The sequence below is a fragment of the Rhodanobacteraceae bacterium genome, assembly GCA_016713135.1.
In the GTDB taxonomy this organism is placed as follows: Bacteria; Pseudomonadota; Gammaproteobacteria; order Xanthomonadales; family SZUA-5; genus JADKFD01.
The window spans coordinates 107,464-131,770 of record JADJPR010000020.1 but is presented as its reverse complement, the minus strand read 5'-3'; the positions used below and the strand labels follow the sequence as shown (position 1 = coordinate 131,770).

Here is a 24,307-nt window from a genome sequence, read left to right as displayed (position 1 = left end):
GTCCACCGCGCGCGGCTGCCATTGTTCGCAAGGCGGTCGATTGCGTCCGCAGGCGGAAAGTCGCATCGTCCCCCTGGGGGCGGGGAAGGAGCTGAAGCATCGGCATCCTGAGACAGCGCGGCAGGTTGGATACCGGGGCGGCGTGGGCCGCAGACGGGCGCGCATGGCTGCACGCCCGTGCGCTGGCCTGGCGCGCGCTGGTCGCACTCCTGTTGCTCCAGGCCGCCGCACTGCACGCCGAGGAATGGTCCGGCCAGCCCAGCCTTGCGCGCTTCGTGCCGGCGGATACCGAGGCCCAGCCCTACAGCTTTGCGGTGCTCGCGCTCCCCGGCGGCGAGGTCTTCATCGGCAACGCAGATGGCCTGCTGCGCTATTACGGCAAGCGCTGGCAGCGCATCGACGTGCCTGGCGCCGGCACCGTGCGCTCGCTCGCATTGGGCAAGGACGGGCGCATCTATGTCGGCGGCTACCAGAATTTCGGCGTGCTCGAGCGTGCTGCCGATGGTCGTTACGGATTTGTCAGCCTCGAGCGCAAGTTCTTTCCGGACGCCGCCGAGGGGGCGCCGCTCGGCGAGATCTGGGACACCATCGCGGTCGATGACGGAGTCTGGTTCGCCACCGGCCTGAAACTGTTCTTCGTCGGTTACGACGGCAGCCAGCGCACGCTCGACCTGCCCTCGCACCTGCTGGCGATGTTCCAGCCGGGCGGACGCCCGGTGGTGGCCTTGCGCGACCGGCAACTGTTCACGCTCGACACCGGCGAACTGGTGCCGTGGCTGCGCGCAGCAGGCCGCGTGCGCGGGCTGGTGCGCCAGGGGCCAGAGCAGTACTGGTTGCTGACCGACAACGGCCAGCTTTATCACATCGATGGCAAGGTCGCGGCGCGCCGCCGCCATCCGGCGGAAGCCTCGCTGTATTCCAGCAATCCCTATGTGATGACGCCGATTCCCGATGGCGGCTACGCGGTCGGCACCTTGAGTGGCGACATCGTGCGCTTCAATGCGGATTTCACCGCCTTTCATACCTGGCCGACCGGGACGGCACCGGTGATCGCGCTGGGAGTCGACCGTGAAAACCATCTGTGGGCCGCGACCGAGGCCGACATCGTGCGCCTTTCGCTGTCCGCCGCCTGGTCCCTGATCGACCGCAGCCACGGCTTGCGCGGGCCGGTGACGCATGCCGCCGAGCACGACGGGCGCCTTTATGTCGCCACCTCGGTGGGCCTGCACGGCGCCATGCGCGAGGCCTCGGGGGGTACCCGCCTGGAGGTCGTCGGGCTCGCGCAAACCGAGGTGAACCATCTGCTGTCGACCCCGGCCGGCATGCTGGTTGCCGCACGCGAGGGGGTGTACCTCTGGCGCGACAAGGTGTTGCGCGCAGTCACCAGCGAGACCTTGGCGTGGCGCCTGGTGCCGTCCAAAGTGGTCCCGGACCGGATCTATGTGGTCGAGGACGCCGGGATGCGCGTGCTTGATCGCCAGGGCGACGCCTTCATTCCCGGCCAGCGTTTCAGCGACCCCTCCTTCCGCTTCGACGAGATCGCGGAGGAACCCGACGGATCGCTGTGGATCGATCGTCTGCTGGCGGACCCGGTGCGCCTGGCAATGCAGGCGGATGGGCGTACGCTGGGCGAGCCGGAGCCATTCGACCTCGGCGGCCGGCGCAAGCCGGATGAAAGTGCGGCAGTGCTCAAGCTCGATGGCAAGGTCATGGTGGCGGCCGAGGCGATGCTGCTTGCCTGGGACGGGCGGGCACTCGTGCCGCAGCCCGATCATGCATTGGTCAAGGCCGGTCTTGCCCCAACGGCGGACCTGCGGGTGCGCACCTGTGGCGATGGCAGTGTGTTCGCCTTCAACGGTCGCCGGTTGCTGCGCCGTGACGCGAACCCGGCGCAACCCTTCGTCGAGCTCAAGCCGATGGATGGCGGGACCCGCGGGATCATCGATCTTTCTTGCGGGGGCATCGACGGACGCGCCTGGATCGGCACCTGGAGTGGCGTGGTGCGTTTCGACCCGCGTGCCCCGCGCGCCGAGCCTGCGCGCGCAGGGCCCACGATGGAGCGCGTCAGCCTGGAACTGGCCGACGGCAGTACGCGAATGCTGCCACTGCAGCCCGCCGCCAGCGAACTCCCGCTTTTCCGCCAGTTGCGATTCGAATACGCCAGCCCGACGATCTCCGGAACCCTGCGCTACCAGTCGCGCCTGGAAGGCCAGGAATCGCAGTGGGTCGAGAGCGGCGCCGAGGGCCGCCGAGAGTTCAGCGCGCTGCCACCCGGGGACTACGAGTTTCAGGCGCGCGTGCTCGATGAGGCGGGTGTCGCCGGGCCGGTCCTGAGCTACCCGGTCCGGGTTGCCGCGGCCTGGTACCAGACGCCGTGGGCGCTGCTGGGTGCGGTGGCGCTACTGGTCATCGTGTTCATGCTGCTGTTGCGTTGGCGCTCGCGCACCCTGGAACGGCGCAACGAAGAACTGGAGGCTCAGGTCTCCGAGCGCACCGAGGCACTCGCGCAGCGCACCAATGAGCTGGAACTGGCCAACCGCCGGCTGTCCGAGCTGGCCGATGTCGACGGCCTGACCGGCGTGGCCAACCGGCGCAAGCTCGAATTCGAGATGGATGGCGCCTGGGCTGCGTCCAGGGCCGCCGATGCGCACCTGGCGTTGCTGCTGATCGACGTCGATCACTTCAAGCAGTTCAACGATACCTATGGCCACCTGGTTGGCGACGAGCGCCTGCGCGCCATTGCCGAGCGGCTGTCGGGCTGGGTGGGGCCGGGTGAACTCCTGGCGCGTTACGGCGGCGAGGAATTCGTGCTGCTGATGCCCGGCTCGTCGGTGGACGTCGCGCGCGAACGCGCCGAGGCGATCCGCCGCGACGCCCGCCATGTCGGCCGCGACGGCGAGCGCAGCAGCGTGTCGATCGGCGTCGCCGAACGGCTGAAGCACAAACCCGGCGACACGGCCCAGTTGTTCGAGTTCGCCGACCTCGCCTTGTACCGCGCCAAGAACGCGGGGCGCGACCGGGTCGAGGTCTATACGGACTAGGCGCGGCGCAGGGCGCGGCGTTGGCTCGCGCTCCGCGACAAAGCACGCGCCGCTTGTGGGTTGTGGGCAGCGTAACTCGCTCGCCGCACGCCTGTGGGAGCCGACTCTGTCGCCGATCTTTCCCGCTGCCGCCAGCAAAAGATCGCCGCTGAAGCTGCTCCCGCAGGCTGGCCAACCGCCGGCGGTGCATCGCTGCGTGATACACCGCCGTACGAAAAATCAATCCCTTGCGGCACGTTCGGCAAGAATCGACCCTGTCGGGGATCGTGACCGCCGCTGCTCAGAAATCCACGAACTGGTCCCAGAACAGGCAGTCGTCCTGGTGGTGGTCGACCAGCGTCGGTTGGCCTGCCGGATTCAGCTCCAGGGCCAGGTCAGCAGTGGCGGTGCGCTGTGGCCAGGGGGTGTCGCCGGGGTTGTCCGGGTGGCCGTCGCGGGCGAAGCTGAGCAATCGCCGCTGCCATTGGTCGAGCAGGGCGGCCTCGGCCGCGGTGTAGCTGGCGCGGTTGCCGAAGACGAAGGGGATGTCGCCGCCGTGGTAGGCGCCGAGCACGGCTTGGGCGCCGTCGTACACATGGGTGTAGACGTAGCGCCACGTGGGCCTGCCAGCGGCGGCGTGTTTCAGCGTGACCGCGCGCGCCGGGCAGATGAAGCTGAGGTCGGTCTGCACCGCGACGAAGGCGCGCCAGGGCGACGGATAGTCCGCCACCGGATAGCGCGCCAGCACCTGCGGCCAGGCCTGCGGGAAGGCTTGCTGCAGCCGGCTCTGGTAATCGGCAGCGGTCATCGAGCGGAATTCGGCGGGCAGCAGGGTGGTCAGTTCGTCGGCGGTGACGCCGGAGATCAACGGCACCGGGCGCGCGCGGCCGCTGGCGATCGAGATGCCCGGTGCCTCGTTCAGCACATGGCCGTCGCGCACCAGGCCGAAGGTCTCGCCGCCTTCGCGGCCGAAGCCCAGCGATGGCTGGGTCAGTTGCAGGATGGTTGCCACCGGCAGCGCGCGCAGGCAGGCGCGGCGGTCCGCGGCATTCGCGCAGCCGCTGGCCTGCAACAGCCGGTCGCCCTGCGCGTAGGCCGGTTCGCGTCCGCCGACCAGGCGGTCGAGTTCCGCGAGCACCGGCGGGCAGGCGCTCGACATCGGCACCGCGCGGTGGAACAGGCCGTCGGCGAGCGGGCTGCCGAGCAGGGCGCAGACGCTGGTGGCGCCGGCGGACTGGCCGACCAGGGTCACGCGGCCGGGATCGCCGCCGAAGGCTGCGATGTTGTCGCGCACCCATTGCAGCGCGGCGACCTGGTCGAGGATGCCGTAGTTGCCGGCAGCCGGGTGGTCGCCGGCTTCGCCGAAGAAATCGCGCAGCGAGATGAAGCCCAGCGGGCCGATGCGGTATTGCAGAGTCACCACCAGCATGCCCTGCGCCGCGAGCTTCGCCCCATCATAGAAGCGCTCGCCGGATGGCGACATCGCGCTGGCGGAGCCCTGCACGAAGCCGCCGCCGTGGATCCAGACGAACACCGGCAACGGCGCCCCCGTTGGCTGCTGCGGCGACCAGACATTCAGTGTCAGGTAGTCCTCGCCCTGCACGCCGGTCTGGGTGCCGCCTTCCGGCGATTCCGGTTGCGGGCAGGCGAAGCCGAAATCGGTGGTTGCCAGCGCCCGCGTGCGCGCCGGCGCCGGCTGCGGCGCGCGCCAGCGCAGGTTCCCGATAGGCGCCGCGGCGAAGGGAATCGCCAGGTGCCGCTGCAGGCCCTGGTCAATGATCGTGCCGCGCACCAGTCCCTCGCGCGTGGCCACCACGCCTGCCGGCGGCGCATGGCCGGCGAGCAGCAGCAGCGGGCGCTCGCCGCGGACGAAGCTGCCCCCAGCGCCGAATGGATAGCGCAGATCGAGCGCGACGCGGTTGTGCCCGCTGTCGTTGCGCGGCGTGACCAGGCGCACGCGCGCGCTGCCGCCATCGGCGCGTTCCAGCGGGCGCGCGGCGCAACTGCGGCAGTAGCCGCGGGCGAAGCCGAAAACCGTCGTCAGATCAGTGCTGGGGGCGGGCGTGCCGGCGTAGGCCCAGCGCGGGCGGCCGTCGGCGTCGTACAGGTAGATGGTCTGGAAGGCGTTCGCCGCCGCCTCGCTGCCGAAGAAATAGCTGACCACGCCCCAGCCGGTGTCTGCCTCGCCGGCGTACCAGCTGCCGGACAGTGCACGCTCGGGCAGGGCGTCCATCGGCAGCAGCGGCTCCAGGCACCAGCGCAGCGCTTCGCCGTCGATGGCGAAACGGAACTCGAAAGTGCGCTGCGCGCCGGGGCGCGGCTGACCGTCGCCGCACTGGCCGGGTGCGGCCGGTTCCATCACCGCGCCCGCATGCCGCGCGACCAGCGATGCCGGCAGCGCCGCCCCGGTGCCCGCGCGGAACTCGAGCAGGTCCAGGCGCACCGCATCGCCGTCGCGCACGCCGTCGATCGCATACCAGTAGGGCTGCCCGTCGCCGGCATAGGTGAAGAAGGTGCCGACATAGCGATCGCCAACCCGCAGCAAATCCAGCCCGTGGCCATCGCGGTTGCGGTCGTACCAGGCACCTGCATCAGGGGGCGCGGCGAACGCGGACGCGGCGCATGCCAGCACCACGGTGCAGGCCAGGAATCGGATCATGCGCATCGGGCGAGAGTCAGGATGCCGGTTCAAACGCATGCCGCCGCCTGCAGTTGACGCGGCGCTCAGCGCGGGCCGCCCAACTGCCGCTCCAGCCATCCCACGATCGAATTGAATACGTGTTTGCGCATCGCCGGGCTGTTGTTGATGCCGTGCTTGCCGCCGGGGTAGGTCATCAGGTCGAAGCGCGTGCCGCGCTGCTGCAAATCGGCCATCAGCTGGGTGGAATGGGTGAACAGCACGTTGTCGTCGGCCATCCCGTGGATCAGGTACAGCGGGCTCTTGAGGCCGGCCGCGTGGGTCAGCACCGAGCTCTGGTTGTAGGCAGCGGCGAAGCGCTTCGGATCGTCCATGTAGCGCTCGGTGTAATGGGTGTCGTACAGGCGCCAGTCGGTCACCGGCGCGACCGAGACCCCGGCGGCGATCTCGGGCGAATGCTTGGCCAGCAGCATCAGGGTCATGTAGCCGCCATAGCTCCAGCCGAACACGCCGATGCGCTTGCCATCGACGAAGGGCTGCTGCGCCAGCCAGCGCACCCCGACCATCTGGTCCGCCACCTCGGGACCGCCCATCTGGCGCAGGATCGGGGATTCGAAGGCCACCCCTCGGCGCGCGCTGCCGCGGTTATCCAGGGTGAACACGATGAAGCCGCGCTGCGCCAGGACCTGATCGACCAGGCCCCAGCGTTCGTCCCAGCGGCGCTGCACGTATTGCACATGCGGGCCACCGTAGACCCGCACCAGCACCGGGTACTGTTTCGATTCGTCGAACCCGGCCGGCTTGATCAGGCGATAGTGCAAAGCCTGCCCATCGGCCGCTTCCAGGGTGCCGAACTCGGGCTTGCGGTGCGCTTGCGCATACGGGTGGTAGGGGTGCTTCTCGTCCACCTTGTTGGCTTCGAGCAACGCCAGTTCCTTGCCGGCGGCATCGTTCAGGCGCACCTGCGGCGGGGTGTTCTCGTCGGAAAAGGTGTCGACGAATACCCGCGCATCGTCGCTGAACACCGCCTCATGCCAGCCGCTGTAGAGCGTCACGCGGGTGGCCGATCCAGGGGAATCGGTGTCCAGCGAAATCATGTAGACGTGTTTCTCGCGCGGATCCTCCGGGTTGCCGCTGAACCAAACGCGGCGCTTCCGCGCGTCCACCGCGAGCAACTCGTCGACCATCCACGGCCCGCGCGTCAACGGGCGGATCAGGCTGCCGTCAATGGCGCGCAATTCCAGGTGCGCATGGCCGCTTTGCTCGCTCATCCAGATGAAGCTCTTCCCATCCGGCAACACGCGCAGCGCGTTGTGGAGATTGATCCAGCTCTCGCTCTCCTCGCTCAGGATCACGCTGGCCTGGCCATCGCCGGCGCTGGCCAGCAGCAGGTCCAGGGTGCGCTGGTCGCGGCTCTGGCGCTGCACCAGCAGGCCCTTGCCGTCCGGCATCCAGTCGACGCGTGCGAGGTAGACATCGCGCCCGGCGCCGAGGTCGATCTCCACGTCCTGGCCGTCTGCGAGCGCGCGCACGTACAGGCGCACATCCGCGTTCGCCTTGCCCGCCGCCGGGTAGCGCTGCTCGATGACCTCGGCGCGGTCGGCGTAGACCTCGAAGCGGCGCTCGATGGCGACCGGCGCCTCGTCGACCCGTGCAAAGGCCACCGCGCTGTCGTCGGGCGCCCACCAGTAGCCGGTATGCCGGTCCATCTCTTCCTGGGCGACGAATTCGGCCATGCCGTAGCTCACCAGCGCTTCGGCGGAAGGACTCAGCGCGATCTCCTCGCCGCTGGCGATCTCGATGGCATGCAGCGCGCGCTCGCGGACGAAGCTGACGTACTTGCCGCGCGGCGAGAACTTCGCGTCGGTGGCGAAGCCGTCCTCGGCGCGCGTGAGTTGCTTGACCGCATCCTCCGGCTTGGCGCCGACCCGGTAGACCATCAGCGAGCCGCCGATCGGGAACAGCAGTTGCTTGCCGTCCGCCGACCACTCGTACTCCACGATGCCTGAGGTCCCGGCGATTCGCTGACGCTCGCGGCGCGCCTTCTCCTCGTCGGACAGTTCTTCGCTGCCGCCGCCGAACAGCGCCGAATCCACCAGCATCCGCGTCTGCTTGCTCGGCACGTGGTACTCCCACAGGTCGAACACCGACTGGTTGTCCTCCTTGCCGCGCAGGAAGGTCACGCGCTGGCCGTCGGGCGAGAGCTTGAGCAGGCGCGGCGCGGGTCCGGACAAGGCGGGATCCTCGAAAAGGCGGTCGATGGTGAGGGTTTCGGAGGCGTACACGGGCATGGCAAGCGCGGCAAGGAACAGGGCGGCGAGGGTGCGCACGGGCGGATGCTCCGGCGGTGGGGAATGCGGGATTCTATCGGTCGCGCGGGTGCCGGCGGCGTAGACTTGGGCGAACCGCCGGGAGAATCACGATGTGGCATCGAATGCTGTTGCTCGCCATCGCCCTTGGGCTCGTCGCCTGCAGCTCAGAGCCGCCGCCCCCGCCGCCCCCGGCGCAAGCCGATGCCCCCACCCCAGGCGTTCTCGACGACCAGATCAAAGCCATCGACAAGGCCAAAGCCGCCGCGGACCAGGAACTGGAGCGTCAGCGCAAGATGGATGAGCAACTGGATGGCGGCTGAGCGTCTGCGCGCTGCGATGCTGGCGCTGGCACTGGCCAGCCCGCTTGCGGCGCAGACACTCGAGCGCGGCAACGGTCCGGAGCCGGATACGCTGGATCCGCAGCGTGCGCAGGGTCTGTCCGCGCAGCAGGTCCTGCGCGACCTGTACGAAGGCCTGATGCGCGACGACGCCGAGGGCCATCTGGTGCCCGGCGCCGCCGAGTCCTTCCAGCGCAGCGACGACGGGCGCAGTTACACCTTCACCCTGCGCCCTGACGGGCGCTACGCCGACGGCGCGTCGGTGACCGCGACGGACTTCGTGCGCGCCTTCGAGCGCGCGCTGGACCCGGCCACCGCGGCGCCCTCGGCGGCGATGCTGCTGCCGATCGACGGCGCGCCCGAACGCCTGCGCGGCGAGGTGGGTTCGCTTGGTGTCCGCGCGCTCGACACGCACCGGCTGGAAATCCGGCTATCGGCGCCGCGCAGCGACTTCCTGCGTCGCCTCGCACTGCCGGTGGCCATGCCGGTGCGTCTGGCAGATGTCGCTGCGCACGGCGCGCAGTTCACGCGTCCCGGCCGACTGGTCGGCAATGGCGCCTATATGCTCGCCGAATGGACGCCGCAGGCCTCGCTGCGGCTGGTGCGCAATCCCCACTACCGGCGCGCCGCCGAGGTTGCGATCGACTCGGTGCGCTACCACGTCACCGAGGACGCCAGCCAGGAACTCAAGCGCTTCCAGGCCGGCGAGTTGCACCTGACCGAAACCCTGCCACCGGGGCAGCTCGAACGCCTGCGTGCCGCGCACGCCGATGAGCTGGTCGTGGCGCCCGCCTACGCCAGCTTCTGGCTGGGCTACAACCTGCGCCACCCGAAGCTGCGCGATGTGCGCGTGCGCGAGGCGCTGTCGCTGGCCCTGGACCGCGACATTCTGGTGCGCCACATCACTGGCAACGGCGAGGCGCCGGCCTTTGCGCTGATCCCGCCGGATTCAGGCCAGGTCGCCACGCTGGCCGCCGCGACGCTCGGCAAATCCGAACGCGAGACGCGCGCCCGCGAACTTTACGCGGCGGCCGGCTTCGGACTGGACCATCCGCTGCGGATCGAGCTGCGCTACAACACCAGCCTGGCCAACCGGCGCCTCGGCCTGGCCGTCGCCGCGATGTGGCAGGAGGTGCTGGGTGTCGACACCCGTTTGCGCAACGAGGAATGGAAGGTCTTCGTGCAGACCCGTCGCGCCGGCGCGATCACCGAGGTCTTCCGCGGCGGCTGGTTCGCCGACTACGCCGACCCGCTGAACTTCCTCGAACCCTTCCTCGGCGACAGCGCACTCAATGCCACGGGATTTCGCGATCCAGCCTTCGACTCGCTGGTCGCGCGCGCCGCGGCCGAAGACGGCGCGCAGCGTGCCGACGCGCTGCGCGCGGCCGAGCAACGCCTGCTCGATGCCCACGCCGTCATCCCGATCTACCACTACAGCAGCAAGCACCTCGTCAGCCGCCAGGTCTGCGGCTACCGCGCCCATCCGCTCGACCACCATCCGAGCGAGTTCCTGCGCTGGTGCGGGGCCTAGGCGAAGTCGGACAAGAAGCGATGGACGCAGAGAACGCAGAGGAAAAGCAGAGAGAACGCCGAGGGGGAGCAGGCTTGGACTGGGCCATTGTGGCGACGACTCGGAAAGTGCGAGGCATGGAGCGCACTATCCGGACATTTGCCGATCTGCGGAGTTCCGGGTCGACCGCACTCACGCGCGCCCTGGAATCTCATCCGAAGACCATCCGCTCCCCTCCGCGTTCTCTCTGCTTTTCCTCGGCGTTCTCTGCGTCCATCGCTTCTGGCCACGGTTTCCCGACGAATCCCGGGCATGCCGGACAGGTGAACTGGTGAGCCTCGTGCGCCACCTGCCTTGCGCCTCGCCACCACGCTGGCGACGCTGCTGGCGCTGACGGTGATCTGCCTGGCGCTGTTGCGGGCGGTGCCGGGCGGGCCCTTCGACCAGGAAAAGCTGGCGCCGCCCGAGGTGCAGGCGGCGCTCGCCGCGCGCTACCGGCTGGAGCAGCCGTTCTGGACCCAAGTGGGCGACTACCTCGGCAACGCGCTGCGCGGCGACCTCGGGCCCTCGTTCCAGTACGCCGATTACAGCGTGCACGAACTGCTGGCTGGCGCCGTGCCGATCACGCTGGCGCTCGGAGCGCTGGCGGCCGTGCTGTCGCTGGCGCTGGCGGTGCCGCTGGCCTGCGCACTGGCGACCCGCCCGCACGGTTTGCGCGTCGCATCGGCCGCTTCGCTGCTGGCCCTGGCCGTGCCCAAGTTCGTGCTCGCGCCGCTGCTGGTCCTGGCCTTCGCGCTGACGCTGGGCTGGCTCCCGTCCGCCGGCTTCGCCTGGGATGCGCCGCGCACCTGGGTGTTGCCGGTGCTGAGCCTGGCGCTGCCGCAGTTCGCCGTGCTCCTGCGCGTGCTCGCGGAGAACCTCAGGGCCGCGCTCGACAGCCCGCCCGCCATCGCCGCGCTGGCGCGCGGGTACAGCCGCACACGGGTGGTGTGGCGCCATGCGCTGCCGCTCGCAGCGGCGCAAGGGGTCGGGTTCCTCGGGCCGGTGCTGGTGGCGCTGCTGACCGGTTCTGCCATCGTCGAGATGGTGTTCGGCATTCCCGGCCTCGGGCGTTACCTGGTCAGCGCCGCGTTGAATCGCGACTACACCCTGCTGCTGGGCGCCGTGCTGGCCGTGGCGGTGATCGTGGCCGCGGTGAACCTGTTGGTCGACCTGCTGCAATGGGGAATGGACCCGCGCGCGCGGTCTGATTGACCTGGCTCTTGCCGGGATGGGTTTCGCTCGCCGGCTCCTGTGGTTGCGGCCGGCGTACTCGATTCGCTATCGCTGGGCGCACCACACGCGCTAGCATTCACATTGGTAAAGAACCCATGAACGGCGCCCGCCATCATCAGCGGATAGCCGAACGCAACAATCCCGAGGAGTGGCTGCATGAAACCCAAATTGCACCTGGGCGCCGTTCTGGCGGCCGCGTTGGCCACGCTGGTCGGCGGGGCGGGAGCCGTCGCGCAGGAGGCCGTATCGGCCAAGAAGTCGGTGACCGCGCCGGCGCCAAAGTCGACCGTGGCGGGCTACGAACTGATCGAATACGTGCAGGAATCGCTGCCCCCGGAGCGTGCGCCCATCGGCGGCGCGCGCGGTGGCGCAGAACTGCGCAGCGCGCTCGGCGCGCCCAGCGGCCCCTCCGAGATCGAGCCCAATGGCACCTTCGGCACGGCCACCCCGCTCGCCAGCAACACGGTGGTGGTCGGCGGCAACGTCTACCCGGCTGCCGACGTCGATTTCTACTCCTTCAGCGCAGCCGTCGGTGACCGCATCTATGCCGCCACGCAGACGCTGTTCGACGCGTCCGCCAGCGGCGACACCGTGATCGAGTTGATCGCCACCGACGGCACCACCGTGCTGGAGACCGACAACAACGACGGCACCTTCACCGCGTCTTCCTCGTCGATCGCTGGATTCGCGATCACGACCGCAGGCACCCATTTCCTGCGCGTTCGCCACAACGTGGGCACGGGCACGGTGCGCCCCTACGCCCTGCATTTCCGCAACCAGACGACAGCGGCCACGGCGGAAGTGGAGCCGAACAACGACACCGCCACCGCGACGCCGATCCCGGCGTCCGGCCATGTTTCCGGCACCATCACGGCGGTGTCTCCGGGCGAAGCGGATTTCTACAGCATCGCGTTGAATGCTGGCGACAGCGTCTACCTCAGCCTCGACCTGAACCCCGAGCGCGATGCGACGGTGTGGAACGGGCGCGTGGGCTTTGCACAGTTCGGCAATCCGCCGGCCAACCAGATCCTGCTGGCCAATGATGCCAACGCCGGTGCCAATCCAGCGGACCCGAATTCCGAGGCCTTCTTCTTCACGGTCAAGGACGCCGGCACTTATTTCGTCTACGTCGATTCGATCGTCGCCGCCGGCCTCGGTGCAAACGCCACCTACAGCCTCAACGTCAGCGTGCTGCCGCGCGTGACTACGGGCACCTGCACGACCTACACCTCGACCGATGTACCGCAGACCATCCCGACCGGTCCCGGCTCGGTCAGCTCGACCATCACCATCCCCGGCACTCCGCGGATTGCGGACCTGGACGTGGCGATCAACCTGAACCACACCTTCATGCAGGACCTCGATGCCCACCTGATCTCCCCGGCGGGCAACGACAATGGCTTGTTCACTGACGTTGGCGCGGGCACCATCGGTGGCGCGCAGACGTTGATGGACCTCGTCCTCGATGACGAAGCGGCGTTGCCTTTCGCATTCGCCCTCAGTAGTGCCTTCCGCGTTCAGCCAGAACTTGCCTACCGCCTGTCCTGGTTCGATGGCGAAAACGCCGGCGGCACCTGGACGCTGCAGTTGCGCGATGACGCCAGCGGTGACGGCGGCACCCTGAACAGCTGGAGCATCACCGTGTGCGAACCGCCGCCGCCGCAGGCCTGCCCGGCCGGCACCGTGCAAACGACGGTCTATGCGCAGGACTTCGAAGCGGGCGACGGTGGTTTCACCCACAGTGGCGCCCAGGATGAATGGGAGCGCGGCCTGCCGAGCTTCGCTCCGATCACGACCTGCAACAGCGGCGCGAACTGCTGGAAGACGGATCTCGACAACACCTACAACGCGTCGAGTACGCAGGACCTGCTGTCGCCGAACATCAACCTGGCAGGCCTGCAACCGCCGGTCTACGTGAACTGGGCGCAGCGTTACCACATCGAGTCGGCCACCTTCGACCACTACAACGTGACCGCGCGCGAAGTCGGTGGCGCCAACCCGGTCAACCTGTTCGAGTGGCTGGACGCGACGATGAACAACATCGTCGGCAATCCCACCGTCACGATCAGCGAGTCCTCGGGCTGGTCGCAGCTCTCCCGCCGCGTCGATTCGCTGGCCGGCACCAATGCGGAACTGCTGTTCCACGTTGATTCCGACACCACGGTGCAGCTGGCGGGCGTCGCCATCGACGACGTCAGCGTGACCGCCTGCCGCGTGCTCTCGGCTGACCTCTCCATCACCAAGACCGACGGCGTGGCCTCGGCGGTCCCGGGCACCACGACGCCGTACACGATCACCGCCAGCAACGCAGGCCCGGATCCGGTGCCGGCAGCCACCATCGCCGATACCTTCCCGGCGACCTGCGTGTCCCCGACCTGGACCTGCGTGGGCGCTGGTGGCGGCACCTGCACGGCGGCGGGATCGGGCAACATCAACGACAGCGCAAACCTCCCGGCGGGCGGCAGCGTGACCTACACCGCGCAGTGCCCGATCGCATCCACCGCGACCGGCTCGCTGGCAAACACCGCAACGGTCAGCGGCGGCGCGATCGCCGATCCGGACCCTGCCAACAACAGCGCGACCGACACCGACACGCTCACGCCGCAGGCCAACCTCGCCATCACCAAGACCAACGGCGTGACCCAGGTGAATGCGGGTGGCAGTACCACGTACACCATCGTCGCCAGCAACGCTGGCCCGAGCGCAGCCCCCGGCTCGACGGTGGCAGACACCGCGCCGGCGGCCTGCACCGCGTTCACCTGGACCTGCGTGGGGTCGCCAGGCGCGACCTGTCCGGCCAACGGCAGCGGCAGCATCAACGCCATTGTCGGACTCCCGGTCGGCGGCACGGCGACCTTCACGGTGAACTGCACGATTTCCGGCGGTGCGGCCGGCAATCTGGTGAACACGGCTACGGTCGCCACCGGCGGTGGCGTCACCGACCCGACGCCGGGCAACAACAGCGCGACCGACACCGACACGATTGTCGCCAACCAGGCGGATGTGGCGATCACCAAGACCGACGGCCAGGCCAGCGATATTCCGGGCACATCGATCAGCTACACCATCGTGGCCAGCAATGCCGGTCCGGCGGCCGCGTCGAGCGTGGCGATTGCCGACACCTTTGCAGCCACCTTGACCGGCGTGAGCTGGACCTGCGTGGGCGCCGGAGGTGGCACCTGCGCGGCCAACGGTACCGGCAATATCGCCGACACCGCGAACCTGCCGAATGGCGCATCGGTCACCTACACGGTGAACGCCACGATTGCGGGCAACGCGACGGGCACGCTGTCGAACACGGCAACGGCGACCGTCGGTGGCGGCATCACCGATCCGAACGCTGCGAACAACTCGGCGACCGACACCACGACGCTCACCCCGCAGGCCGATTTGTCGATCAGCTTGACCGACTCGCCGGATCCGGTGGTCGCTGGTACCCAGTTGACCTATGTGGCAACGCTGACCAACAACGGCCCGTCCGACGCGCCCAACGCGTCGATCTCGCTGCCGCTGCCGGCCGGCACCAGCTTCGTCTCGGCCACCGCGGACAATGCGGGCACCTGCAACGCCGCCAGCCCGGTGGTGTGCAGCTGGACCGGCCCGATCGTGTCCGGCGCCACGCGCAGCACCACCATCGTGGTGGCCGTCGCCCCGGCGCAGACCGCGGCACTGTCGGCTACCGCGACGGTGTCGCTGACCCCGGCCGGCAGCGATCCGAACGCCGCCAACGACACCGCCACTGCGACCACCGGCGTGCAGGTGCAGGCGGATCTGTCGATCACCCTGGCCGACGCGCCGGACCCGGTGACTGCCGGTACCCAGCTGACCTACACCGCAGTCGTGACCAACGCCGGCCCGTCGGATGCGACGGCGGTGGTGGTCAACCTGCCCACGCCGACCGGCACCAGCTTGGTCTCCGGCACGGTGAGCGGCGGCGGCAGCTGCGCCGCCGGGATCAGCTGCACGATCAGCGGCAGCATGGCGCCGGGCAGCTCGCGCACGCTGACCATCACGGTGCTGGTGGCGCCGGCGGTGCTCGACAGCACGGTGATCGACGCGACCGCGACGGTGTCGGCGGGCTCGCCGGATCCGAATGGTGCGAACAACAGCGCCAGCACCACGACGACCGTAGTCGCGGTGGCTGATCTGGTCATCGGCCTGACCTCGTCGGCGGCGCAGGTGCTGATCAACGTGCCGGTGACCTTCACCGCGACCAGCATCAACAACGGCCCGTCGGATGCGCAGGACGTGTCGGTGACGATCACGCTGACGCCGGACTTCCGCTACAGCAGCCACACGGCGGCTGGCGCCAGCTGCACCACGCCGCAGGTCGGCAACACCGGTGCGATCGTGTGCACCTGGGCGGGCGCGACCGCTCCAGGCGTGACGCGCACCCTGACCGTGGTGGCCTTCAGCAACAACGAAGGCAACACCGCCGTGAACGCGAGCACTGCGTCACCGACGACCGACCCGGTGGATGACAACAACCTGGGATCCTCAGCGTGGTGGTCGGCTTCCCGTTCAACGAGATCCCGACGTTGAGCCAGTACGGGCTGGTGCTGCTGGGCCTGCTGGTCGGTCTGATGGGATTCGTGGCGGTGCGCCGCCAGGTCTGATGAATGGCCTGCCGATCGCGCCTGCGGGCGCGGCCGGACTGAAGCAGGACACGAAGGGGCGGCCGCGAGGCCGCCCCTTCGTGCTTTCCGACCCGCGTAGCACGGGGTACGCGCGCAACGCGTTCCCCGGGTGCTTGCCGCCTGCTCCCGGCGGTGAATCGCTGCGCGATACACCGACCTACGCAAGATCGATACGGGCGGCCGCGAGGCCGCCCCTTTCGACCCGCGTAGCCCGGGGTACGCGCGCAGCGAGTTCCCCGGGTGCTTGCCGCCTGCTCCCGGCGGTGAATCGCTGCGCGATACACCGCCCAACGCCAGATCGGTACCGCGCCGCGCCTTCGCAGCTACTCCGCGCCCACCTTGAACTTGCCGATCTCGATCGTCTGGCTGCCGCTCTCCAGCCGGCGCGTGGTAGCTACACGCTCGCTGTGGCGGGTGCCGAAGCGGGTCTGGAACTCCAGCTGGATCGTGACCGGGCCGGTCAGGCTCTGGCGGCGGTCGCCGAAGTAGTTGGCCATCACCACGTAGGTGCCGGGCAGCGGCTTGCGGATGGTGTAGACCTCCGGGCCGTAGCCGCCGGTGAAGTCGCGGCTCATGTGGCCGCCGGTCTTCGTCCGCGGCTGGCTGTAGACCGCCTTGTCGCCGCTCGGGTCGACCACCCACAGGTCGATGTCGGTGTTGTCCGCATCCCAGGTCAGCACCACGCGCAGGCCCACGGCGACCGGATCCAGCAGTTCGGCCGGTATACCGAGCTTGTCGACGCCGGTCGCGGCGCTGTCCGGCGCCTGCGCGAGCACATCGTTCATCTCGTGCAGCGCGATCAACTCGATGTCCGGGAAGCGTCCGTGCCAGTCGCGCATCGCCACCTGCCACAGCAGTTCGACGGCACGCGCGCGGTCCGGATTCCGCTGGCGCGCCAACGCGAGTGCCAGGTCGCGATAGCTTTGCGGCTCCTCCGGGCGCTGCTCCAGCGCGTATTCGAACTGTGGCACGGCCAGGTCGTGCAGCGTCCATTGCGCCAAGCGGTAGGCCAGCACGCGCGTCAGAGCGGTGTTGGCGACATCCAGTTCGGCCAAGTTCGACAGTACGCGCAGCGCCAGGCGCGGCGCCTTCGCCTGCTCGCGCAGGAAGTCGGCGACGTCGAGGTAGAAGGCCGGCATGCTGCCGTGGGTCTCGCGTGCCGCCAGATAAGCGCGATACGGGTCGGCGGCATCGCGGATGCCGTCGAGGTAGGGCGTGTCGGGGTTCCAGCCGGTCAGTTCGATCTGCGCCTGGGTGGCTTGCACCGCCGCGATGACATCTTCGCCATCGGCGGCTTCCTTGCGCTCGGCGCCCGCGCGTTCGCGGCTGTCCAGCGCCGCCCCGCCATTCGCGCCCACCGGGGCGGAACTGGCGACGGCCGCGGGTTGCGCCGACGCCTGCGGCGGCGGCGCGGGCGACGGTCGCGGCGCTTCCTCAGGCGCGGGTTCGCCCGCCATCTCGGCCGCGCTGACACTGTCCGCCAGGACCGGCGCATCGTCGCGCGGACCCGCTGAAATCTGCGGCAGCTCCGCGCGCCGCTGGCGCAGCGCTTCCATCGCGTACACCACGCGCGCCACCTCGCGTTCCCATTGCGCACGGCTCGCTGCCTGCGCGCCCGCGACGGGCCAGCGCTCGATCAGGCCGCGCGCCTGCTTCACCAGGGCGTCCGCCTCGATCCGTCCCTGGTCCCAGGCCTTGTCCCGACCCGCCGCCGGCCACGCGGCTGCCTCCGCCTCCACCATCGGCAGCAGCAGGCTCTCGATGCCCGGATAGCTCGCGCCGTGCCAGTCGCGGAACTCGCGCCAGCGGCGGGTGAGGTCAGCCAGGCGCGCATCGCGCCCGGGATCGGCGTCCACCTTGGGCTGGCTGCCCTGCAGGCGCCGGTATTCCGCCAGCAAGTCCGCTTCCTTCGGCTCGACGCCATAGCGGACATAGTCCTCGATGCGGTCCAGCACCAGCAGCGAGGTGGCCTCGGTGACCACGCCGTAGCGCTTGCCGATGACCGCCATCGCGGCGACATCGCGCTTCGCGGCGACCGCGAGTTCGGCCAGCCAGGCCTGGGCCCACAAGCGGTGCACGCTGTCCGCCAGCGCGCCGCTGGCGAGTTCCCCGCGGCCAAAGGCTACGCTGCGCTCGACCACCTGTCCGGCGCCATCGCCGAAGCGCAGCCGGAGCTCGCCCTGGCCACGGCAGCGGGCGGTCACGGTCACCCGGGCGTCGACCGGTGCCGGCGCTGTCGGGCTGATCTCGCGACATTCGCCGCCGGTCGCGCGCGCATCGAGCAGGCGCCAGTCGCGCCGGCGCAGCACCTCGGCGGCCGCCTCGGCGGTGACCGCTGCCAGGTCCAGCATGCGCCCGCCGCCGGCGCGCGCGATCCGCGCCAGCCGCGCCGGGTCCGCCTGTTGCGCGGAGTGCAGCACGAAGACCGGCGGTCGCGCGCCATCGGCGGCCCTCAGTTGTGCCTCGCCGGGTCCGAAGTTGCTCAATCCATCGCCGATCACCAGCACCTGGTCGATGCCTTCGAGTCGCGCCACATCGATCGCGCCATAGCTGCTGCCGCCATCCAGCGGCAGCGCCGTGATCGCATCGAGCAGCGGTGCAGCGTCGCCGCCGCGCAACTTGAAGCGCTGCGGGAGGTCGGCGTCGTTGCGGAAGGCGACCAGCAGCACCTCCACCTCGCCCAGCGCGCGGATATGGGCGCCAAGCACGGCCGCCTCGCGTGCACGGTTGCGCTCGCGCGCGCTGGCCGAAGCGTCGTAGAACAGCGCAATGCGCCGCGGCTTGAGGTAGCCGACTCCACTCGGCCGGCCGCTGTCGGTGAGCGCGATCAAGCTGCGCCAGGCGGGGTCGCGCAGGTCCGCCGCCTCGACCTGGGCGCGGTCGCTGTCCTTGGGAATGCGGAAGGCGAGTTCGCTGCGCGGCAGCACGTTCTCGCGGGTGAACTCGCTGATCCACGCCGAGCCGCTGCGGTCGAAGCGCAGCTCCGGATCGATCTTCAGATCGTCGCCAAGCGGTGCAGCCTCGGACAGCGTGGTCTCGGCGCGCACATGCAAGCGGCCGACGGGTTCCTTGAACTGCATCGGCAGCAGGTAGCGCCAGGAATCGCCATGGTCGGCGAGGGTGCTCTCCAGGTGCAGGCGCACGCGCTTGCTGCCGTTCGCCGGGATCGGGTACAGCCGCGTGCGGAACACATTGCCGGCCGTCAGTTCGGCCAGGCCCGGATCGATCTGTCGCCGCGAGGTTTCCTCGAAGGCGACGCGCGCAGTCTGCTTGTCGACCACTACACCCTCGCGCATCGAGCCGTTCACCTCCAGCGCATAGCCCGCCACGGTCTGGCCGGCTGCCAGCGGGAACACGAACTCGCCTTCGAGCACGCGCGCGTTCGGATTGTCGAAGCGCAGGTCCAGCGTGGTGCGCGCGATGAAACCATGGGTGCGGATCTGGATGTCCAGCTCGCCCAGGCGGATCGGCACCAGGCCCTGGCCGGGCGGGATCCAGACCTGCGGCGGCGGGGGCGGGGGCGGCGGCGGGAGCGGGGTCAGCGCCGCAGCGACGGCGGGCAGCGCGAGGGCCAGCAGCGACAGCAACAGGCGGTTCACCAGCGTTCTCCTTGGAAGCGATCGATCAGTCTGTTCCAGCGCAAACGCTGGAATGCGGCAAACGGGGTTGGCGTGCGAGGAAACTCAGCCCGCCGGGCGAACGCACAGCAGCGCCACGCCACCCACCACTTCCAGCGCGAAGAACACCAGCAGCGGCCCCTGCGGCCATCCATGCCGCGGCAGCGCGAGCAGCCGCCCGAGCGGCTGGCCAAGGACCAGCAAAGCGAGGATGTCGCCAAGCACCGCCTGCTCGACGTGCAGCATCGCCCACAGGCCCAGGCCTGCGTGCGCCAGCCACAGCCCCACGTAGATCGCATGCAGCTCGCTGTAGGCATTCGCGCCGTCGAGCGTGTAGCCGAGTTCGCGCGCCACGCTGTCGGGCACCCACGCGCTGCGCAGCGCGAGCAGCGCGAACACCGCCGCGGTCAGGCCGAGCAGGATCTGGCGCGCAAGATCGCTTTCGAACACGGCATGCTCCCGGTGCTGGCTTGGCCAGAGCATACGGCCGCGCCGGCCGCTCAGGTCTCGCCGAAGTCACCGCGGCGCAGGAAGCGCGCAGTCAGCGCCGCGGCGCGCTCGGAGAACAGCAGCGCAGTGTGTGCCGCATTGACGCACGCGTGGTCGGCAATACCCGGCAAGCGGGTTTCGGCCACCGCCACAGTGCCGTCGTTCGGGCGCGGCAGCGGGCCAAGCAGCAGGCTGAGGCCGAACGCCACCTCGCCCGCCACCACCCCCACCGCTTGCGGGCCGGTCCAGGGCGGCAGCCCGTCGACCAGCGCATCGCGGGCGTGGCCCATGCCCAGCCGGTCCAGGCGCACCTGGCGCAACCGGCGTGCGAGCGCGCTGCCATTGAGTGGCGATCCCAGGCAGACGACGCGCTCGACATCGGCGAGCGGCAGGCCGCTGCGCTGCAGGAAATCCACCGCGAGCACCCCGCCGAGACTGTGGCCGACCAGGTGCACCGGGCGCGGCAGGGTCTGGATGAGCGCGCGCAGACGTGCGTGGTGTGCGCTGAACGGCGCACGGATGCTCGGGTAGTCGAAGCGGGTGACCTCGAAACCGGCGGTTCCCAGCTGCGCGGCCAGGCGCGCGGTGATGCCGGCGCGCATCCAGATCCCGTGCATGAGCACGACCTGCGGCTGCGGCGGCGAGGGTTCAGCCACCGCAACTGCGCGGCTTGAGCGAGAGCAGCATCGAATCCGGCAGCGCGCTGTAGTCTGGCGCGCTGGCGTCCCTCTGCTCGAACTCGATCCAGTAGACGCGCTCGACCTCGGTGCGCTCCTCCAGCCGGGCCGGGAAGCCGAGCGCCGCGATCTGCGCCTGCCGCCGCGCGGCATTGTCGCGGTCGCGGAACAGGCCGAGCGAGACAGTGTTCTCGTGGTCGCCGGCGGTCACCACGTAATAGTCGCGCACATTCGCCGAGTTCAACTGGCGCGCCGATTTCAGCGCCGCATCGCGGCTCTCGAAAGCCGGCAGGTAGACCCAGTAGCCGCGCGTGGTGACGCTGCTGCTCTCCTGGTACTGGATGCGCGCCACCAGCGGCGTCAGCAACTGCATGCCGCGGTTGAGATCGGACTGGGTCTTGAACGGGCCGAGGGCAGCACAGATCGCGGCCGGAGCCGCAGGATCCCGCGGCGCGGCGGCGCTGGTCGCGGCGCTGGCGGCGTCCGACATCGCGTTGGCGTCACGCTCGCTCAGCAGCACCAGGGTCGGCGTGGTAGCTGCGGGCTTGGCCGGCGCTTGGGTGGGCGCCTGGGCACGCCAGTACCACCAGGCGGCGGAAGCCAGGTTCATCGCCAGCAGCAACATGAACAGGATGCGCGGCAGCATGCAGGCCTGGATCGGGGGCGGCCGCCGATTCTATGCGCTGCGCGACAAATTGCGACTCGAATCGCTGCGCCTCAGGCGCGCAGCAGCGTCACCGGGCGGGTGCTCTCGTGGACCACCTTGTACGCCACCGAACCGAGCATCGCGCTGCCCACCGGGCCATGGCCGCGCGTGCCCATCAGGATCAGGGCGGCGTCGATGGCGGCCGCGCGGTCGAGGATGCACGGCGCCGGGTTGCCCATCACCACGTGCAGCGTATGGCTGATGCCGGCCTCCTTGAGCCGGGAACGGCAGCGCAGGGTGTCGGCCTGCGAGACCTCGTCGAGCAGCCGTTCCGCGGCCTCCTTGGCCAGGAAGTCACGCACCAGCATCAGGTGCGGGTCGAAGTGCCAGCCAAAGTGCTGCTGCCACTCGACCACGCGCTCGACCAGCGCATCGCTGACCTCGCTGCCGTCGATCGGCACCAGGATGCGCGGCACCTCGACCGCCGCGGGCACGCCGCAGCGGCGGAGCACACCGACCAGGCGCTGGATGTCATCGCGTTGTTGCAACACTTCGCCGTCGGCGAGCGGCAATTGGATCGTCGGCTTGATCATCACGGGCGCGCGGCAGTCGATGCAGATGAGATCAAGTATGCCTGCCGGATTGTCGCGACGGCGTGGGGCGGTGTATCGCGCAGCGATTCAGTGCCTGCGGCTCCCCGCAAGCACCTGGGGAACGCGCTGCGCGCGTACCCCGGGCTACGCTACTGCACGCTGACGCGTTGCGCCTCCAGCAGCGCCTCCAGCTGGCGCACGCGGTCGCGAGTGAGCCGTGACACCGATTCTGCGTGCATGGGCTGGAACATCGTGCCCTGCATCAAGCCATAGGCCTCCAGCAGGGCGGAGAGCTCAGCATCGCGGAAGGCGATCCACTTGCGCTGCGACTCGCGCAGCGCGGCAAACGCGGCCGGCGGCAGTTCCTGGCGGAGTTCCTTCCAGACCCGGTTCAGCTCCCGGTCCCAGGCCGCGGTGGCGGCATCGATGCAGGCGCGGCCGCCGTGGGTGCTCATCCCTTCCGGCGACTCCATGCAGCGGTCGAGTTCCGCCTCGATCGGGTGGCGGTCGGAGGCGGGGAGGGGCGAAGCCAGCGCCAGCGCGCCGAGCACGAGGGCACGCAAACCGCCAACCCGTCGCGCCACGGGCAATGCTGCCGGGCCTGCCTGCCTGAAGTGTGTCCTGCGATTCATCGTCTCGTGCCCTCGTGCCCTCGTGCCCTCGTGCCCTCATCGCTTCTTCGGCACGTACAAATCCGTGATGGTGCCCTCGTACACCTCGGCCGCCATGCCCACCGACTCGCTCAAGGTCGGGTGCGGGTGGATGGTCAGGCCGATGTCGGCAGCCTCGCAGCCCATCTCGATGGCCAACACCGCTTCGGCGATCAAATCGCCGGCACTTGGGCCGACGATGCCGGCGCCGACGATGCGATGGGTCTCTTCGTCGAAGATCAGCTTGGTGAAGCCCTCGGTGCGGTCGATGCCGATGGCGCGGCCGCTGGCGGCGTGCGGGAACTTGCCGACGCCGACCTTCAGCCCCTGCGCCTTGGCCTCGGTCTCGGTCACGCCTACCCAGGCGATTTCCGGATCCGTGTAGGCCACCGACGGGATCACCCGGGCGACGAACTCGCTCTTGTGGCCGGCAGCCACTTCGGCCGCGACCTTGCCTTCGTGGGTGGCCTTGTGCGCCAGCATCGGCTGGCCGACGATGTCGCCGATCGCGAAGATTTGCGGCACATTGGTGCGCATCTGCTTGTCGACGGCGATGAAGCCGCGATCGGACACCGCCACGCCGGCGTTCTCGGCGCCGATTTTCTTGCCGTTCGGGCTGCGGCCGACGGCGCACAGCACGCGGTCGTACAGCGTCGGCGCCGGCGCCTTGTCGCCCTCGAAGGTGGCCAGCAGGCCGTCCGCCTGCGCGCTCACGCTGGCGACCTTGGTCTTCAGGTGGATGCCGCCGTAGCGCTTGCCCAGGCGCTGCGCCAGCGGGCGCACCAGGTCCGGATCGCAACCCGGCATCAGCTGGTCGAAGAGCTCGACCACGGTGACCTCGGAACCGAGCGCGTCGTACACGCAGGCCATTTCCAGGCCGATGATGCCGCCGCCGATCACCAGCAACCTCGAAGGGGTCTCGGCAAGCTCCAGCGCATCGGTGGAATCCATCAGGCGCGGGTCGCCCCAGGGCAGGCCCGGCAGCTTCACCGCCTGGGAACCGGCGGCGATGATCGCGTGCTCGAAGCCGATCACCTTCGTGCCGTCGGCGGTCTGCACCGTCACCGTGTGCGGCGAGCTGAACTTGCCCTCGCCCTGGACCACCCGCACCTTGCGCTGCTTGGCCATGCCGGCGAGGCCGCCGGTCAGCTTGCCGACGACTTTCTCCTTGAAGCCGCGCAGCTTGGCCAGGTCGATCTGCGGCTCGCCAAAGGAAATGCCGATGTCCGCCGCGTGCGCCGCCTCGTCGATCACCCGCGCCGCGTGCAGCAAGGCCTTTGACGGAATGCAGCCCACGTTGAGGCAGACGCCGCCGAGCGTAGGATAGCGCTCCACCAGGATCACGTCCAGGCCCAGATCCGCGCCGCGGAAGGCCGCGGTGTAGCCGCCCGGGCCAGCACCGAGGACCAGGAGCTGGCAGGAGAGGTCGGTGGAAGCCGGCGTAGCTGCAGGCGCCGGCGCACTGGCTGCCACGGGCGCAGCTGCAGCCGGCGCCGGTGCCATGGCCGAAGCGGCAGGCTGCGCGGCCTTGGCAGCGCTCGCGGCTTCACCGGCCTCCAGCACCGCCACCACAGTCCCTTCGGAGACACTGTCGCCCACCTTGACCCGGAACTCGACCAGCGTGCCGGCGGCGCTCGACGGCACCTCCATCGTTGCCTTGTCCGACTCCAGCGTCAGCAGGCCCTGGTCCACGCGAACCGCGTCACCCGGTTTGGCCAGCAACTCGATGACCGGCACGTCCTTGTAACTGCCGATGTCCGGCACCTTGATCTCGACCTTGGCCATGGCCTACTCCCTCGCTGCGTTGAAACGCGAGCATAGCCGCAGCTTTGGCCCGCATGCGCCGCAAGCCCCCGGCGGCGCATCGCTCCGAGACACACCGCCCTCGGCCGCAAGCCCCCCGCG

At 69.6% G+C, this 24,307-nt stretch carries 15 protein-coding genes; 6 read left to right on the top strand and 9 right to left on the bottom strand.

Going from position 1 to position 24,307, the window contains the following annotated elements; all coding sequences use genetic code 11:
* Positions 1 to 125 precede the first annotated feature (125 nt).
* Positions 126 to 3,041, top strand: coding sequence for a diguanylate cyclase (locus tag IPK27_15455; GenBank protein MBK8068959.1), 2,916 nt, complete (start codon positions 126 to 128; stop codon positions 3,039 to 3,041).
* 280 nt (positions 3,042 to 3,321) lie between these two features.
* Here IPK27_15455 and IPK27_15450 read toward each other — a convergent pair whose 3' ends face one another.
* Together IPK27_15450 and IPK27_15445 are read right to left on the bottom strand one after the other, a co-directional pair.
* Positions 3,322 to 5,685: a carboxylesterase family protein gene (locus IPK27_15450; GenBank protein ID MBK8068958.1), complete on the bottom strand. Its 2,364-nt coding sequence runs from the start codon at positions 5,683 to 5,685 to the stop codon at positions 3,322 to 3,324.
* Positions 5,686 to 5,744: 59 nt separating this feature from the next.
* Positions 5,745 to 7,949 carry a S9 family peptidase gene (locus IPK27_15445; protein ID MBK8068957.1) on the bottom strand — a complete coding sequence of 735 codons (2,205 nt, stop codon included), beginning with the start codon at positions 7,947 to 7,949 and terminating at the stop codon, positions 5,745 to 5,747.
* Between the two features lie 143 nt (positions 7,950 to 8,092).
* On the opposite strand from IPK27_15445, the gene IPK27_15440 reads away from it, so the two are divergent.
* From IPK27_15440 to IPK27_15420, 5 genes are all read left to right on the top strand, one after another.
* A complete protein-coding gene (locus tag IPK27_15440; GenBank protein MBK8068956.1) occupies positions 8,093 to 8,290 on the top strand; it encodes a hypothetical protein in 198 nt (65 codons plus the stop codon).
* The gene (locus IPK27_15435) at positions 8,280 to 9,839 is read left to right on the top strand and encodes a peptide ABC transporter substrate-binding protein (GenBank protein ID MBK8068955.1); all 1,560 of its coding nucleotides are present in this window, start codon (positions 8,280 to 8,282) and stop codon (positions 9,837 to 9,839) included. Before IPK27_15440 ends, IPK27_15435 begins: the two co-directional genes overlap by 11 nt.
* Before the next feature lie 333 nt (positions 9,840 to 10,172).
* Positions 10,173 to 11,072, top strand: coding sequence for an ABC transporter permease (locus IPK27_15430; protein MBK8068954.1), 900 nt, complete (start codon positions 10,173 to 10,175; stop codon positions 11,070 to 11,072).
* Positions 11,073 to 11,249: 177 nt separating this feature from the next.
* Complete coding sequence (locus IPK27_15425; GenBank protein ID MBK8068953.1) at positions 11,250 to 15,635, top strand: DUF11 domain-containing protein; 4,386 nt, start codon at positions 11,250 to 11,252, stop codon at positions 15,633 to 15,635.
* Positions 15,596 to 15,709 carry an IPTL-CTERM sorting domain-containing protein gene (locus tag IPK27_15420; protein ID MBK8068952.1) on the top strand — a complete coding sequence of 38 codons (114 nt, stop codon included), beginning with the start codon at positions 15,596 to 15,598 and terminating at the stop codon, positions 15,707 to 15,709. The genes IPK27_15425 and IPK27_15420 overlap by 40 nt, the downstream gene beginning before the upstream one ends.
* A gap of 344 nt (positions 15,710 to 16,053) precedes the next feature.
* Here the strand turns inward: IPK27_15420 and IPK27_15415 are convergent, their stop codons facing one another.
* The 7 genes from IPK27_15415 to lpdA form a co-directional block, all read right to left on the bottom strand.
* Complete coding sequence (locus IPK27_15415; protein ID MBK8068951.1) at positions 16,054 to 19,329, bottom strand: DUF2135 domain-containing protein; 3,276 nt, start codon at positions 19,327 to 19,329, stop codon at positions 16,054 to 16,056.
* Positions 19,330 to 19,413: 84 nt separating this feature from the next.
* Positions 19,414 to 19,797, bottom strand: a complete 384-nt coding sequence (locus IPK27_15410) for a DUF4345 family protein (GenBank protein MBK8068950.1) — start codon at positions 19,795 to 19,797, stop codon at positions 19,414 to 19,416.
* Positions 19,798 to 19,847: 50 nt separating this feature from the next.
* Positions 19,848 to 20,453, bottom strand: a complete 606-nt coding sequence (locus tag IPK27_15405) for an alpha/beta fold hydrolase (protein ID MBK8068949.1) — start codon at positions 20,451 to 20,453, stop codon at positions 19,848 to 19,850.
* A 31-nt stretch (positions 20,454 to 20,484) separates the two neighbouring features.
* Positions 20,485 to 21,159: an SPOR domain-containing protein gene (locus IPK27_15400; protein ID MBK8068948.1), complete on the bottom strand. Its 675-nt coding sequence runs from the start codon at positions 21,157 to 21,159 to the stop codon at positions 20,485 to 20,487.
* 71 nt (positions 21,160 to 21,230) lie between these two features.
* Positions 21,231 to 21,755 carry a universal stress protein gene (locus tag IPK27_15395; GenBank protein ID MBK8068947.1) on the bottom strand — a complete coding sequence of 175 codons (525 nt, stop codon included), beginning with the start codon at positions 21,753 to 21,755 and terminating at the stop codon, positions 21,231 to 21,233.
* Positions 21,756 to 21,901: 146 nt separating this feature from the next.
* Positions 21,902 to 22,315 carry a DUF1311 domain-containing protein gene (locus IPK27_15390; protein MBK8068946.1) on the bottom strand — a complete coding sequence of 138 codons (414 nt, stop codon included), beginning with the start codon at positions 22,313 to 22,315 and terminating at the stop codon, positions 21,902 to 21,904.
* Between the two features lie 105 nt (positions 22,316 to 22,420).
* On the bottom strand, positions 22,421 to 24,187 hold the full coding sequence (gene lpdA / locus IPK27_15385; protein MBK8068945.1) for a dihydrolipoyl dehydrogenase: 1,767 nt from the start codon (positions 24,185 to 24,187) through the stop codon (positions 22,421 to 22,423).
* Positions 24,188 to 24,307 lie beyond the last annotated feature (120 nt).